General features: G+C 71.9%; 10 protein-coding genes, 1 tRNA gene and 1 riboswitch. Of the genes, 5 read left to right on the forward strand and 6 right to left on the reverse strand.

The window, feature by feature from the left end:
• Positions 1–192 precede the first annotated feature (192 nt).
• On the reverse strand, positions 193–2,301 hold the full coding sequence (locus KUM44_RS17235) for an asparagine synthase-related protein (protein WP_217208780.1): 2,109 nt from the start codon (positions 2,299–2,301) through the stop codon (positions 193–195).
• Positions 2,302–3,002: 701 nt separating this feature from the next.
• On the opposite strand from KUM44_RS17235, the gene KUM44_RS17240 reads away from it, so the two are divergent.
• The 4 genes from KUM44_RS17240 (at position 3,003) to KUM44_RS17255 (ending at position 8,558) form a co-directional block, all read left to right on the forward strand.
• Positions 3,003–4,427 carry an MFS transporter gene (locus tag KUM44_RS17240; RefSeq protein ID WP_217208782.1) on the forward strand — a complete coding sequence of 475 codons (1,425 nt, stop codon included), beginning with the start codon at positions 3,003–3,005 and terminating at the stop codon, positions 4,425–4,427.
• A gap of 362 nt (positions 4,428–4,789) precedes the next feature.
• The gene (lhgO, locus tag KUM44_RS17245) at positions 4,790–5,998 is read left to right on the forward strand and encodes an L-2-hydroxyglutarate oxidase (RefSeq protein WP_308402633.1); all 1,209 of its coding nucleotides are present in this window, start codon (positions 4,790–4,792) and stop codon (positions 5,996–5,998) included.
• A 321-nt stretch (positions 5,999–6,319) separates the two neighbouring features.
• Entirely contained in the window at positions 6,320–7,150 is an 831-nt protein-coding gene (gene trmB, locus KUM44_RS17250; protein WP_217208786.1) for a tRNA (guanosine(46)-N7)-methyltransferase TrmB, read from the forward strand.
• An 82-nt stretch (positions 7,151–7,232) separates the two neighbouring features.
• Positions 7,233–8,558 carry a PrsW family intramembrane metalloprotease gene (locus tag KUM44_RS17255; RefSeq protein WP_217208787.1) on the forward strand — a complete coding sequence of 442 codons (1,326 nt, stop codon included), beginning with the start codon at positions 7,233–7,235 and terminating at the stop codon, positions 8,556–8,558.
• Positions 8,559–8,741: 183 nt separating this feature from the next.
• On the opposite strand, the gene KUM44_RS17260 is transcribed toward KUM44_RS17255, so the two are convergent.
• The 5 genes from KUM44_RS17260 to KUM44_RS17280 form a co-directional block, all read right to left on the reverse strand.
• Entirely contained in the window at positions 8,742–9,689 is a 948-nt protein-coding gene (locus KUM44_RS17260) for an aldo/keto reductase (protein ID WP_217208788.1), read from the reverse strand.
• Between the two features lie 161 nt (positions 9,690–9,850).
• On the reverse strand, positions 9,851–10,876 hold the full coding sequence (locus tag KUM44_RS17265) for a M23 family metallopeptidase (protein ID WP_217208789.1): 1,026 nt from the start codon (positions 10,874–10,876) through the stop codon (positions 9,851–9,853).
• A gap of 11 nt (positions 10,877–10,887) precedes the next feature.
• Positions 10,888–11,045, reverse strand: a riboswitch (cyclic di-AMP (ydaO/yuaA leader).
• A 273-nt stretch (positions 11,046–11,318) separates the two neighbouring features.
• Positions 11,319–12,404 carry a PP2C family protein-serine/threonine phosphatase gene (locus KUM44_RS17270; RefSeq protein ID WP_217208790.1) on the reverse strand — a complete coding sequence of 362 codons (1,086 nt, stop codon included), beginning with the start codon at positions 12,402–12,404 and terminating at the stop codon, positions 11,319–11,321.
• 135 nt (positions 12,405–12,539) lie between these two features.
• Positions 12,540–12,613: transfer RNA gene (locus KUM44_RS17275), tRNA-Met, on the reverse strand.
• 100 nt (positions 12,614–12,713) lie between these two features.
• Positions 12,714–13,847 (reverse strand): dihydrofolate reductase family protein, encoded by a 1,134-nt coding sequence (locus KUM44_RS17280; protein ID WP_217208791.1) that lies wholly within the window; start codon positions 13,845–13,847, stop codon positions 12,714–12,716.
• Between the two features lie 83 nt (positions 13,848–13,930).
• Between KUM44_RS17280 and KUM44_RS17285 the strand changes: the two genes are divergently transcribed.
• On the forward strand, positions 13,931–14,446 hold the full coding sequence (locus KUM44_RS17285) for a MarR family winged helix-turn-helix transcriptional regulator (RefSeq protein ID WP_217208792.1): 516 nt from the start codon (positions 13,931–13,933) through the stop codon (positions 14,444–14,446).
• Positions 14,447–14,544: the final 98 nt, after the last annotated feature.

Genomic DNA, 14,544 nt, shown 5'->3' on the forward strand with positions numbered 1-14,544 from the left:
CCTGCGGGTGGGTGGGGGCCAGGGACGGTGGCGGCCTCAGACGCCGGACAGGCTAGAAGTACCTGGGCCTACCAAACCCCTGCGGGTGGGCGGGGGCCAGGGACGGTGGCGGCCTCAGACGCCGGACAGGCTAGAAGTACCTGGGCCTACCAAACCCCTGCGGGTGGGCGGGGGCCCGGGACGGTGGCGGCCTCAGACGCCGGACGGGCTGGAGTGGCCGACCCCCGTTCCCAGTGCCCCCCGCTGTGGCTTGATGCCTGCCGGTACTGCTCGTTGGCGGGCGGGGGTGCCGGTCCAGCAGGTGCCTCGGCGGGCCAGTAGGCGGTGGAGCCAGAGTTCCAGGGATACGAGGTCGGCGAGGCCGTCGAGGGGGAGGGGTTCGCCTTCGGCGGCGGCGCGGAGGGCCTTGCGGACGACTCGGGCTTCGACCAGGCCTGCCTGGGCGAGGAGGGGGGTGCCGAAGAGGGCCATCAGGGAGTCGGCCGACGCTCGAAGGCCGGTACGTACCGCTGCTGCCGCCGGGGCGTGGGACGGGGCGCCCCAGCCGGGCGGGAGGTCGGCGACTCCGGCGCCCTCCAGGACCGTGCGGAGGATGGCGGCGCGGGCGCCGGGCTGGACGCGCAGGGCCTCGGGGAGCGCGCGGCACGCGCGTACCACCTGGTTGTCGAGGAACGGGGTGTGCAGGCGCTGGGAGCGGATCTCGGCGGCTTGTTCCAGGACGCGGATGTCCGCGGCCTGGCGGGCGAGGGCGGCACGCGCGCGGTAGTCGCCGGGGCGTTGGCCGGGGCCCACTCCGTTGCGGCTCGTCGCGGCTTGCAGGCGAACCGATACTTCAGCCAGGGCCTCGCCGGTCAGCCAGCGGGCCGCGGGGCCCGGTCTGGCCCAGGTGAGCGCGGCGAGCGACGCCCCTACGGCACCTCCGGGCTCGTCGAAGCGGCGGTCCATCAGACGGGCGGCCAGGGACTCCACTCCCGTGCGGTACGGCGTACGGGCCAGCTTTCTCGCCGCGCCGTACACGCGCGCGGGGACCAGCACCGAGCCGTCCGCCTTCGCCAGCGCCGCGACCGGGCGGACCAGGTGGCGGCGTTTGCGGTCCATCAGGAGGTCGGCCAGGCGGGCCGGGTGGGCGTCCAGGACCTGGCGGGCGCCGTAGCCCGTGAAGTGGTCAGCGCTGCCGGCGGCGAGGCGGACGCGGTGACGCGCCGCCGTGACCAGGCTGGGGCCCGGCTCGTCCGTCAGGGGGCCCTCCAGGTCGGCGTACGGCAGTGTCTCCTCGCCGCCCGTGACCACCACGTGGTGCAGGCGGGGGTTGGCCGCCAGGTTCCCGGCCCGCTCCAGCTCGGCCTCGCGGCCGCCCACCGCGAGGTCGTTGAAGGTGACCGCCAGGAGGCGCTCCCCCGCGCCCGTGCCGTGGCCCAGGACCGTGCCCGGCATGCCCGGGAGGCCTGCGGCGAGAAGGGCCAGGGTGCCTGACGCGGGGCCGCCGGAGAGGTCCGCGCCGATGCCCGGGACCGGCATCCCGCGCGCGGCGCGCCGTTCGGCGGGGCCCATGCCCGGGACCGGGCCGGGGTCTATGTCGGCGCCGGGGACATGGCGGGGCGCGGACAGACGTGCGCGTACCGCCTCCACCAGGGCGTCGCGTACGGCGTCCACCGCGCTGTCCGGGTCGGCGGTGGGCGCCGCGACCGCCAGCGAGGCGACCGGCTCGTACCCGGCGATCTCGCGCGCCCCGGTGCGCAGGATCAGCGCATGCCCCGGCGGAATGCGCCGTACGCCGTCGTACGGGGTGGAGTCGTGCAGGGCGGCCGGTACGTCGGGGGCTGCCAGCAGCGCGGCGAGGTGGCCGAAGTCGAGGTTGGCCTCGATGAGGTCGGCGAGGGGGAGCGCGGCGGTCGCATAGGCCGTACCGCCGGCCCAAGGGGTGTAGAACACCGGCCGCGCGCCCGCCAGATCACCGCACACCGTGACCCGGCGGCCGACCTGGACGACGGCCGTGTAGCTGCCGGACCAGGCCGTCAGATGCCGCAGTGCGCCTCCGCGCGCGGCGAACAGGCCGAGGCGCAGTTGTTCGTCACTCGCGCCGCAGGTACCGAGGACGGCGATCCTGTTCTGCGCGTCGGCCTTCACCACGCGCACCTCGTCGGGGCGCCAGTCGCCGACGGCCCACAGTGGATCGGGGTCGCCCCACAGGAGTTGGGAGCCGACCGGGTGCACGGTCTCGCCGTCGCTTCCGGTGGCCCCCGCGGAGCCGATACCGGCGGCCACCGCGGTGGTGCTGCTCCATCCCACCAACCACCGCATCGCCGCCTCCACAGGCTGTGGACAACCAGTGCACCGTACGAACCGGTCACCATGCTGCCATGAAGGACGCGCGCCGGAGTGGCGGCGGAGCCGCTCGAGATCCCGGAATTGTCAGCGTGCAAGGCCCGTCGGGCGATCCGAACGCCCGCACGAGGCAAGGGGATCGGCCACCGACTGCGACGCGAATGCGCCCCCGATGCGCTCCCCCAAAACGCCCTTCACGCCCTCAAGTCCCATGGTCGGAGCGGTAATTGCCCGGGCGAGGCGGGGTCGCTTTTCGGCCAAATCGGCGATGCGGGGACAGGCTCGCGCACACTCCGTGCAATCCCTGCGCACTACGCGGTGTGCTCGCGGTGCGCGCAGTCCGGGGAACGGTGTACGCCCCCCGGACCGTTCCGCCGCCCGCGGGGATGTAGGCGGCGGAATCCCCCAGCCCGCTGGATCCAGTACAGCGGGCCGACCCACGCATGAGCCATGGAACCGCTCCCCCGGTGGCTGGAGAAGAGCGCACGGACGGGCGCACGGCCACACAGCGGGAGCACGTCACAACTGTGTGTAGGGGATGCGCACTTGAGTACGGACCACAATCCCGCCATCCGGAAGAATGCCCCTTAACGCTTGGGATGCGGCGAACTACGCTGGGTTTACGAATGCCGCGTGGTTATGCCAGCGCGGCAGCCGTCTGTGTCGAGGGGTGGCGCATGTCCAGGGAGCAACGCGGGCCGAACGAAAAACTCGGCGCCGTTCTCGCCCTCGCGGGAATCAGCAACGCAGGACTCGCCCGACGCGTCAACGATCTTGGCGCTCAGCGGGGCCTGACTCTTCGCTACGACAAGACGTCGGTGGCGCGCTGGGTGTCGAAAGGCATGGTGCCGCAGGGTGCCGCGCCGCACCTCATCGCGGCCGCCATCGGCCAGAAGCTGGGCCGTCCGGTGCCGCTCCACGAGATCGGCCTGGCGGACGCGGACCCCGCACCCGAAGTGGGCCTCGCCTTCCCCCGGGACGTCGGACAGGCGGTGAAGTCGGCGACGGAGCTCTACCGTCTCGACCTCGCCGGGCGGCGCGCCGGCTCCGGCGGCATCTGGCAGTCGTTGGCCGGTTCGTTCGCAGTAAGCGCATACGCAACGCCCGCCTCACGGTGGCTGATAACCCCGGCCGACAGTTCGGTGGCGCGCGAGGTGAACCCGTCCGAGGGGGCCGGCGCACCGCTCAAAGTCGGCCACAGCGATGTGCAGAAGCTGCGGGAGGCCGCCGAGGACGCCAGGCGCTGGGACTCCAAGTACGGAGGCGGCGACTGGCGTTCGTCCATGGTGCCCGAGTGCCTGCGGGTGGAGGCGGCACCGCTGCTGCTCGGCTCGTACTCCGACGAAGTGGGCCGTGCCCTGTTCGGGGCGAGTGCCGAACTCACGCGTCTCGCCGGGTGGATGGCCTTCGACACCGGGCAACAGGAGGCCGCCCAGCGGTACTACATCCAGGCGCTGCGACTCGCCCGCGCGGCGGCCGACGTACCCCTCGGCGGGTACGTGCTGGCGTCGATGTCGCTCCAGGCGACCTACCGGGGCTTCGGCGACGAGGGCGTCGACCTCGCCCAGGCCGCGCTGGAACGCAACCGGGGGCTCGCCACGGCCCGCACCATGAGCTTCTTCCGCCTCGTCGAGGCACGCGCACACGCGCGCGCGGGTGACGCACAGGCCGCCGGTGCGTCGCTGAAGGCGGCGGAAGGCTGGCTGGAGCGGTCCAGGGAGGGCGACAACGACCCGTCCTGGCTCGGCTTCTACTCCTACGACCGCTTCGCCGCGGACGCCGCCGAGTGCTACCGCGACCTGAAGGCACCACGTCAGGTACGGCGGTTCACGGAACAGGCGCTGTCGAAGCCGACGGAGGAGTTCGTGCGGTCGCACGGGCTGCGGCTCGTCGTCTCGGCGGTGGCCGAGCTGGAGTCGGGCAATCTCGATGCGGCGTGTGAGCAGGGGGTGCGGGCGGTGGAGGTCGCGGGGCGGATATCGTCCGCGCGCACCACGGAGTACGTCAAGGACCTGCTGCACCGCCTGGAGCCGTACGGCGACGAACCGCGCGTGGTCGAGCTACGGGAACGTGCACGGCCGTTGCTGATGGCGCCGGCGTAGGCGGAGATCGGAGGGCCTCGGCACCCGCGCGTGGTCGGCGGCGGCCGGCCTTCAAGGCGGTCTCCTTCTCGTTGCAGAGCATCCGCACCAGGTAGGTGTCGCCCCTTGCCGCCCTTGCCTGCCCTGCGGAAGACGTCCCACTGGACTCGCCATGGGTGAAGCGCAGCTCGGCGCCCGGTGAACTCCTCGTGGCGGAATCACGGCGGACGAATGCCGCATTTCCCGCCCTTGCCCAAGGATCCCCCTGGGAATCGTCACGCCGAGGCGCGCGGGCCGGGCATCCCCTCCCGGCGCCGTGGTCCCTTGGGTTTGAGTGCGTTGTCAGTGGCGCAAGGCATTATCGAAACCGGGAGGTGGGGCAGGTGCGGACGCTCGCTTACGACTGTGACGTGCTCGTCATCGGCGGTGGGATCGTCGGGCTGTCCACGGCGTATGCGATCACGCGTGCGGCGCCGGGGACGCGGGTGACCGTCCTGGAGAAGGAGCCGGGTCCGGCCCGGCACCAGACGGGGCGCAACAGCGGGGTCATCCACAGCGGGATCTACTACCGGCCGGGGTCTCTGAAGGCGCGGTACGCGGTGCGGGGCGCCGCCGAGATGGTCAAGTTCTGCGCGGAGTACGGCATCGCGCACGCCGTCACCGGCAAGCTGATCGTCGCGACGGAGCGGGCGGAGCTGCCACGGCTGCACGCGCTGGTACAGCGCGGCCGGGAGAACGGCATTCCGGTGCGGGAGCTGGGCGTCGCGCAGATCGCGGAGTACGAGCCGGAGGTGCAGGGGCTCGCCGCCATACACGTCGGGACCACGGGCGTGTGTGACTTCGTCGGGGTCGCGCGGCAGCTGGCCGAGGCCTCCGGGGCGGAGATCCGGTACGGCGCGGAGGTCGAGCGGGTCGACCGGCGGGCGGAGCGGGGGGTCGCGGTGCGGACCACGCGCGGGGACGTCGTGCGGGGGCGCGTGCTGGTGAACTGTGCCGGGCTGTACTGCGACGAGGTGGCCCGGATGACCGGGGACGAGCCCGAGGTGCGGATCGTGCCGTTCCGGGGGGAGTACTACTCGCTGGCGCGGCCCGAGCTGGTGCGGGGGCTGGTGTATCCGGTGCCTGATCCGGCGTTCCCGTTCCTCGGGGTGCATCTCACGCGCGGGATCGACGGGGATGTGCACGTCGGGCCCAACGCGGTGCCGGCGCTGGCCCGGGAGGGGTACGGGTGGGGGATCGTACGGCCGCGGGAGGTCGGGGCGACGGTGGCGTGGCCCGGGGTGTGGCGGATGGCGCGGCGGCACTGGCGGTACGGGGCGGGGGAGCTGCGGCGGTCGGTGTCGCGGGGGGCGTTCACGGAGGCGGTGCGGAGGTTGTTGCCTGCGGTGACCTCGGATGATCTGGTGCCGGCTGCGGCAGGGGTGCGGGCGCAGGCCGTGTTGCGGGACGGGGGGCTGGTGGATGACTTCCTGATACGGGAGGGGGTGCGGGCCGTGCATGTGCTGAATGCGCCGAGCCCTGCGGCTACCGCTTCGCTGCCGATCGGGAGGGAGGTGGCGAGGCGGGCGCTGGGGGTGTTGGGGGCTGTGTGAGTGGGGTGCGGTGCGGTGTGGGTGCGGGGCCGCGGTTTTCGCCCCCGCCGCCCCTACCCGTCCCATCCCTTGAAGGGCCTCCGCCCCTTCCACCCCGCTGGGGCTGCCGCCCCAGACCCCGCCATCGGCCCGAAAGGCCTCGTCCTCAAACGCCGGACGGGCTGAGAGTGCCTGGGCCGGCGAAGACCCTGCGGGTGGGCGGGGGCCAGGGACGGTGGCGGCCTCGTCCTCAAACGCCGGACGGGCTGGAGATGCCCGGCCCGGGCCGACGAAAAGCCTGCGCGTGGATCGATGCGAGGGCGCCGTAAAATCGGTTTCACTGTGTCTGACTCCCTCAACGCCTCCGAAGCCCCCCAGCCCGAGCACGCCGGGGATGCCGGCCATCACCCCGGTGTTTCCGTACGGCGCACCCGGGCCAAGGGGGAGCCGCGGTTTCCCGACGGGCCCAAGGCCGATCCGGCCGGGTCGCACTTCGAGCGGCGGATTCGGAGTTTTCAGCCGCGGCGGAGTCGGGTGACCGCGGGGCAGGCGGACGCGTTGCAGCGGCTGTGGCCCAAGTGGGGGCTCGACATCGACGGGCAGCGGGTCGTCGACCTCCCCGAGCTGTTCGGGAACGACAACCCCGTGGTGCTGGAGATCGGCTTCGGGATGGGCGAGGCGACCGCGCAGATGGCCGCCGGTGACACCGGCACCAACATCCTCGCCGTCGACGTGCACACCCCGGGGCAGGGCAATCTGCTCAATCTCGCCGATCAGAACGGGCTGTCCAACGTCCGGGTCGGCAACGGCGACGCGATCATCCTGCTCCGCGAGATGCTCGCGCCGGACTCGCTCGACGGACTGCGCGTCTACTTCCCGGACCCTTGGCCCAAGAAGCGGCACCACAAGCGGCGGCTCATCCAGCCCGAGTTCCTCAGCCTCGCGGCGACCCGGCTGAAGCCCGGTGCCGTCGTGCACTGTGCCACCGACTGGGAGCCGTACGCCGAACAGATGCTCGAAGTGCTGACCGCGCACCCCGACTTCGAGAACACCCAGGGCGACGGCGGTTTCGCGCCCCGTCCGCAGTTCCGGCCGCTGACCCGTTTCGAGGGGCAGGGACTGGACAAGGGTCATGTGGTGAACGACCTGCTCTTCCGCCGCGTACAGCGGTAGCAGCAGCAAGCAACCCCCCCACCGGCGCCCGAGCCCCTCGCGCTGCTGCCGACGGCGCCCCTGCCTCGTTAGGGTCAATGCCGTGGCCACCTGTCCCCCGTACCCGACGCACCCCACCGGGCCCACCGGTCCCACCGGCGGCGCACCGCGGCACGCGCACTGGTGGCACAAGCGGTGGGTGCGTTACGGCGCGCTCAGCACGCTGCTCGCGCTCTCCGGGCTGGTCATCCTCGCCCTGGTACGTGAGCAGACCGGCACCGAAGGGTTCCTGGTCGGGCTCGGGCTCGCCGTACTGCCCGTGCCGCTGCTCGTCGCCTCGTTCCGGTGGCTGGACCGGGTCGAGCCGGGGCCCTGGCGCAATCTGCTGTTCTCCTTCGCCTGGGGTGCCTGCGCGGCGGCGCTGATAGCGATCGTCGCCAACAGCTTCGCGACGAGATGGATAGCCACCGCGACCGCCGACCCGTCCCATGCGGACACCCTGGGCGCGACCGTCATAGCGCCCGTCGTGGAGGAGATGGCGAAGGCCGCGGCCGTACTGCTCGTGTTCCTCTTCCGGCGACGGGACTTCACCGGGATCGTCGACGGCGTGGTGATAGCCGGCGTCACCGCCACCGGGTTCGCCTTCACCGAGAACATCCTCTACCTCGGTACCGCCTTCGGTACCGACCAGCTCTCCGGCGACAGCGGCATCGCCTCCGTGACCGCGGCGACCTTCTTCGTCCGCGTCATCATGTCGCCGTTCGCGCACCCCCTCTTCACCGTCCTGACCGGCATCGGCTTCGGCATCGCCGCGCTGTCGGGCGAGCGGCAGCATGTGCGGCGCGTTCTCCTCCCTCTCTTCGGGCTGTTGCTCGCCATGGGCATGCACGCCCTGTGGAACGGCTCGTCGGCCTTCGGCGAGTTCGGGTTCTTCGCGGTGTACGCGGCCTTCATGGTGCCCGCCTTCGGGCTGCTGACGTGGCTGGTGATCTGGACGCGGCAGCGGGAGCTGCGAACCGTGCGGGAGGAGCTGCCCGCTTATGTCGCCGCCGGGTGGCTGGCGCCGGGGGAGCCGTTCGCGCTCGGTTCGATGCGGGCTCGGCGGGTGGCTCGGCAGTATGCGCGGCGGCTCGGTGGACGGGGGGCCGCGCGGGCGGTGGCGGAGTACGAGGGGTACGCGACGTCGTTGGCGTTTCTGCGGCGTCGGGGGCGGCGGGGGCGGGTTGGGGGTGACTTCGTGGTGCGTGAGCGGGAGTTGTTGCAGGAGTTGTGGTTGCGGCGCGAGGTGGCTCGGCCGGCGTTGGAGCGGGCTGCGTTGGAGGGGGTGGCTGTGCAGGTGTGGGCTGCGTATGGGTATGCGGGGGCGGGGTACTGGCAGGCGTATGGAGCGGCGGCGCCGTACCCCGGGTACAACCCGTATCGGACGTGAGCGGGGTTCAGCGCGGTTTTCCTCGCCCCCGCCGCCCCTACCCGTCCCATCCCTTGCAGGGGCTCCGCCCCTTCCACCCCGCCAGGGGGCTGCCGCCCCCTGGACCCCCGCTTCGGCCCGAAGGGCCTCGTCCTCAAACGCCGGACGGGCTGAAAATCAAACGCCGGACCCGCTGAGAATGCCTCAAGCCGACGCCTCCGTGAGCCTCCCCACCTCCTCCTCCGTCAGCCTCAGCTCGTCCACCCCGATCAGGGCCGGCAGCTGCTCCACCGTCCGGGCCGAGGCGATCGGGGCCGTGACCGTCGGCTGGGCTGCCAGCCAGGACAGGGCTACCGTCGCCACCGGTGCCTCGTGGGCGGCGGCGATGTCGTCCAGGGCGGTGAGGACCCTCTGGCCGCGCTCCGATGCCGCGTGCTTGGCGGCGCCCTCGGCGCGTGGGCTCTCCACCGTCGCGCCGGCGCGGTACTTGCCCGTGAGGAAGCCGGACGCCAGGGCGAAGTACGGGACCGCCGCCAGACCCTCGCGCTCGGCGAGGTTCTGGAGTTCGCCCTCGTAGGTGTCGCGGGAGACCAGGTTGTAGTGGGGCTGGAGGGCGACGTACCGGGCGAGGCCCTCGCGGTCGGAGAAGGCCAGGGAGGCCTCCAGGCGCCGCGCCGAGATGTTGGACGCGGCGATGTGCCGTACCTTGCCGGCCTTCACCAGGTCGTCCAGCGCGCCGATGATCTCCTCGACCGGCACTTCCGGCTTGTCGAAGTGGGTGTAGTAGAGGTCGATGTGGTCGGTGCCGAGTCGGCGGAGCGAGGCGTCCGCGGCAGCCTTGATGTTGGCCGCGGTCAGGCCCTGGAAGTCCGGGTGCTGGCTGACCTTGGTGGCGATGACGACGTCGTCCCGGTTGCCGCGCGCCTTCAGCCAGTTGCCGATGACGGTCTCGGACTCGCCGCCCGCGTTTCCCTCGACCCACGCCGAGTACGAGTCGGCCGTGTCGATGAAGTTGCCGCCCGCGGCCGTGTAGGCGTCCAGGACGGCGAAGGACTGGGACTCGTCGGCCGTCCAGCCGAAGACGTTGCCGCCGAGGGAGAGCGGGAAGACCTCCAGGTCGGAGGAGCCGAGCTTGCGAAGGGGTGCAGTCATGCTCGGAATCAACGTCCTTGCCGGAGGCCGATCTTCCTGGCCCGCCGCAAAGTTCCCGTAAACAAGTGGAGCCCGGCGCTCCGGGAACCGGCAGCCCTGACGTCGGGGGGTTGTCGTCAGGACCACCGGGGATCAGGAACCGCCGGGGAGACCTCAGGGGCTCAGGGCGTGAGCCCCTTGCCGCGCAGCCACGCCAGCGGGTCGATGCCGTTCGCGCTGCCGTCGGGGTGGACCTCGAGGTGCAGGTGGGCGCCGGTCACGTTGCCCGTGGCGCCCACGCGGCCGATGACGTCGCCCGTGTTGACCTTCTGGCCGACGCTCACGCTGATCGAGGACTGGTGGGCGAACCAGATCTCGGTGCCGTCGTCGAGGGTGAGCTCCGTCTTGTAGCCGTACGACCCGTCCCAGCCGGCGAACGTGATCGTGCCGCTGTGCACGGCCTTGATCAGCGTGCCCGTGGGAGCGGCGAAGTCGAGGCCGGTGTGGTAGCCGGAGGACCAGTAGGCGCCGGCCTGACCGAAGGTCGAGGTGATCGTGTACGACGAGGTCGGCAGCGTGTACTGCTTGGCCAGCTCGGCGAGGCGCTCGGCCTCGGCCTTCTTGCGGGCCTCCTCCTCGGCCTTGGCCTTGGCGGCGGCGGCCTTGGCCTCGGCCTCCTTCTCCGCCTTGGCGGCCGCGGCGGCGGCCTCCTTCTCGGCGGCGGCGACAGCAGCCGCGGCGGCCTTGCTCTCGATCTGGTCCTGCTGCTGCTCGGCCTGCGCCATGATCCGGCTGCGCAGCGCCTCGCCGGCGTCGGTGGTGTCCTGCTGGGTCTCGTCGGCCGCCGCACCCATGGTGCTGAGAGCGGTACCGGCGTCCTCGGCGGGCGCGGCGTCGTCGTCGGAGATGAGGGGCAGGTCCGGGATGGTGATGGCCACCGGCGGCTTGCCGCTGTTGGCGCTGGCCATGCCGCCCGCGCCGACGGCGGCTATGACACCGACGCCGAGCACCGTGGAGCTGCGGGCGAGTCCCCCGCCGCGCTGCTTGGAGACGCGATGCCTGCCGCGTACCGGACGAATGGACTCCGCGGTGGGGTTCCACTCCTCGAACGGGCCCTCGTCGGTGCGATGGCGGTCGTAGCCGAAGGTCTCGGTGGTGCGCCGGCTCGGCACGAACGGGGCTTGCGGGGCAGGGCGGTTGGACGCCACGTGGGCGTGCTCCTTTCCTTCCTTCTCGCCTACCGGGTTAGCTGACGGGTTCGGAGCAGGAAGGTCTCCTACGCGCGTATACCGGCCGTGGGTTCCCGGCGGTATCCGTGCGATTCACCCCAAGGTGGTGGTTCCCCGGTTCCCTTGCGGGATTCGGCGCGTGCGCACGGAGCCGCCTCTTGTGACGGCTGGGACGACCGCGCTGCGTTATCGAACGTTAATAGACGCGGGGTGCGGATTCCAAGCTGTTCCGCTTGATCATTAACGATTTTCGCCTGGACTTACGGGTCATGAGCGGCCTAATTCGGGCGAGTTGGCCAGCACTCGGGAGTCACACAGGTAATGACGGTATGTCAGTTGTTATGCGGAGGGGGGTCGCCCGATCACCGTTGGTGACAACGATCAAGGGTGCTGCCTCCATGGCCGCTCCACAAGATCTCCATCAGGGTCGCCGTACGGCGATGAGGGCCATGTCGTCCGCCATCCCTCCCCCGGAGTGCCGGCGCACCTCCGCCGCGAGCGCGCCGAGCAGCGCGGCCGGCTCGCGCCGGGCGTTGGCCCGCCCCGCGAGTCCCGCCTCGGGGTCGTAGAACCGGTCGCGCTCGTCCCGGGCCTCGGACAGGCCGTCGGTGTACACGAGCAGCGTCGCTCCGCTCGGGAAGCCGGTCTCCTGGGCCCGGTCCGGCCAGGCACCCAGCTCCCGCATGCCGAGCGGCAGCGCAGGCTCGGGGGCGGACAGCGCGCATACGGTGCCGTCGGCGTAGAGCAGCAGCGGCGGGGGATGCCCCCGGTTGACCAGACGCACGATCCCGTCGCCGTGCGGGAGTTCGGCGAGGACGGCGGTGGTGAACCCCTCGGCGGACTCCACCCCCTCGCGTCCCGCGCGCTCCCTTGCGAGGGCCCGCTCCAGGCGCTGCGCCACCGCCTCCAGCGTGGTCTCCTGCTCGGCGGCCTCCCGGAACGCCCCGATGACGACGGCGACGATCCCGACCGCCCCCATCCCCTTGCCGCGCACGTCCCCCACCACGAGCCGCACACCGTGCGCACTGTCCTGCACCGCGTACAGGTCACCGCCGATGAAGGCCCCCTCCTGCGCCGCCTCGTACCGCGCCGCGATCTGGAACCCACCGATCCGCCCGGGGGGTTCGGGCAGTACGGCGCGCTGGGCGGCCTCGGCGATGGCTCGGGCGGAGGCGAGGCGGGCGTCGCTGCGGCGGACGAGGAGGTTGACGAGGACGGCGAGGACCGAGACGGTGACCACCGTGACCAGCTCGGTGATCACCTCGGCCCGGGAGAGGCCGCCCAGACCGGCGCGGAGCACGAGCAGCGCGCCGACCGCCACGGCACTGGTGAGCACCGTGCCGCGCTGCGAGTAGAGCGGGGCGGCGACCAGGGGCGCCGCGGTGAAGAAGGGGGCGCCGGTGAAATCCGTGGGCGTGACGTAGTCGTAGCCGCATCCGGCCGCGATCAGCAGGGCAGGCAGCAGCCGGACGAACCGGCGTGCGTACGAGATCCGCCGTTCCTCCACCTCACCAGGGTTGCCGACGCGTGGGCGGCGAGCGAGTGGTGGGAGCCGACCGGACCAGCGGGGGTATCGGGCGGGAAAGCCGCGGTGGAAAACACTCAGGGCCGGAACTTTTCAGTTCCGGCCCTGAGTCTTCAGTAGCGGGGACAGGATTTGAACCTGCGACCTCTGGGTTATGAGCCCAGCGAGCTACCGAGCTGCTCCACCCCGCGGCGATGACTCAATAGTACGCCATCCGCGGGACGCAAAGCACCAGCGTTTCCCGGGGCCGCCGCGAGCGGCGGTTTTCGAGGTTTGTTCAGGGCCCCGGCGTCACGGCAGAAGGTGGCTGTTCGGGGCCTTGGCCCGGCCCTCGTACTCGGGCAGGACGACCACGTCCACCCCTTCGCCCGCCAGCAGCCCGCTCCCGTCGGCGCCCGTCACGAACGTGTCCGGCTCCCGCCAGGCCGTCACCACCCGGCGCACCCCCGCGTCGAGGATCAACCGGGCGCACGGCACCGGACGGGACGCCCGGCGCGTGCACGGCTCCAGGCTCGTGTAGACCGTGGCGGACGTCACACGCGGATCCCCGGGCGCGATCTTCGCCAGCGCCGCCTCCTCGGCGTGCACCACGGGATCGCCGCCCTCGCGGGAGTGGCCCCGCGCCAGCTCGGTCCCGTCGGCCGCCACCACGACCGCCCCGACGCTGAAGGCCGTACCCGACGGCGGGCACTCGGCCGCCAGCTCGCATGCCAGCGCCAGCCATTTCCGGTCCGCGGCGGAGGGCAGCACGCCGGCGCCGGGCGCGGTCGGCTCGTAGCGCATCAGGACGACGTCCTCGATCTGTCGCGTCTCCAGCAGACGCAGGCGTCCGCCCTGGTACCCGCCCGGGCCGAACAGCCGCGGCGCCTTCGGATCCCCCACGAACAGCGGCGCCAGCACCAGCTGCACCTCGTCGGCCAGGCCCTGCTGGAGCAGCTGCGTGTGGATCGTGCCGCCGCCCTCCACCATCAGCCGCTCGACCCCGCGCGCCTCGCGCAGGTGGCGCAGCAGGCCCCGCCAGTCCAGGTCGGCGCCCAGCGCGACCACGTCCGCCGCGACCGGCGCCCGGCGCAGCCGCTCCGCGCCCTTCTCCGTCGTATAGACGATCTTCTCGCCGCCGGTGTGCCAGAAGCTCGCCGTCGGATCCAGCTCGCCGGACGCGCTGACGGTCACCTTCAGCGGGTACTCCGGTTTGCCTTCCGCCTTGCGCGCGGCCCGCCGCTCGGCCGAGTTCACCAGCAGCCGGGGGTTGTCGGCCCGGATCGTGCCGGCGCCGATCAGGATGGCGTCGACGGACGCGCGTACCTCGTCGACGCGGTCGAAGTCGGCCGGGCTGGAGAGAAGCAGACGGTCGGGGGTGGTGTCATCGAGGTAGCCGTCCAGGGAGACCGCGGCGGACAGCAGGACGTAGGGGTACGACGGCATCGACGCGCTCCCTTTCGGGGCCGGAGTGGGGTCGGAACGAGACAGGGCTTGGTTCAAGTTTGAAACAAAACTACACTGGCCGTATGACGACTCGCTGGCTCACCCCCGAGGAGCAACGCGCCTGGCGCGCGTACATCGGCGCCGCCCTCCTGGTCGAGGACGCGCTGGACCGGCAGCTCCAGCAGGAGGCCGGCATGCCGCACATGTACTACTCCATCCTCTCCACCCTGTCCGAGTCCCCGGAACGCCGCCTGAGGATGACCGATCTCGCGGAACGGCTGAAGATCACCCGCAGTCGGCTGACGTACGCCGTGACGCGCCTGGAGAAGGACGGCCTGGTACGGCGCGAGGACTGCCGCTGGGACAAACGGGGCAGCGTGGCGGCCCTCACCGACGAGGGGATGCGGGTCCTGGAGCGCGCGGCCCCGGGGCACGTCGAAACCGTACGGTCATTGCTCTTCGACCGGCTGACCCCGGAGCAGGTCGGGCAGCTGGAGGAGATCTTCACGGCGGTCGGCGAGGGGTTCAAGGGTGAGGGTGCGCACGGTACGGCGGATGACGTGCCGTGGCGGCGGCGGTCGCCCAAGTCCTGTTCGTGACCTCGGCGACAAACTTGTTGCTTCAAATTTAAAGCATGGGGTAGGGTCCTGATCCGAGGAGCTGCTTCAAATCTGAAGCAGACAGCCCTGTACGGAAC

The sequence above is a fragment of the Streptomyces sp. AC550_RSS872 genome, from assembly GCF_019049285.1.
GTDB lineage: Bacteria > Actinomycetota > Actinomycetes > Streptomycetales > Streptomycetaceae > Streptomyces.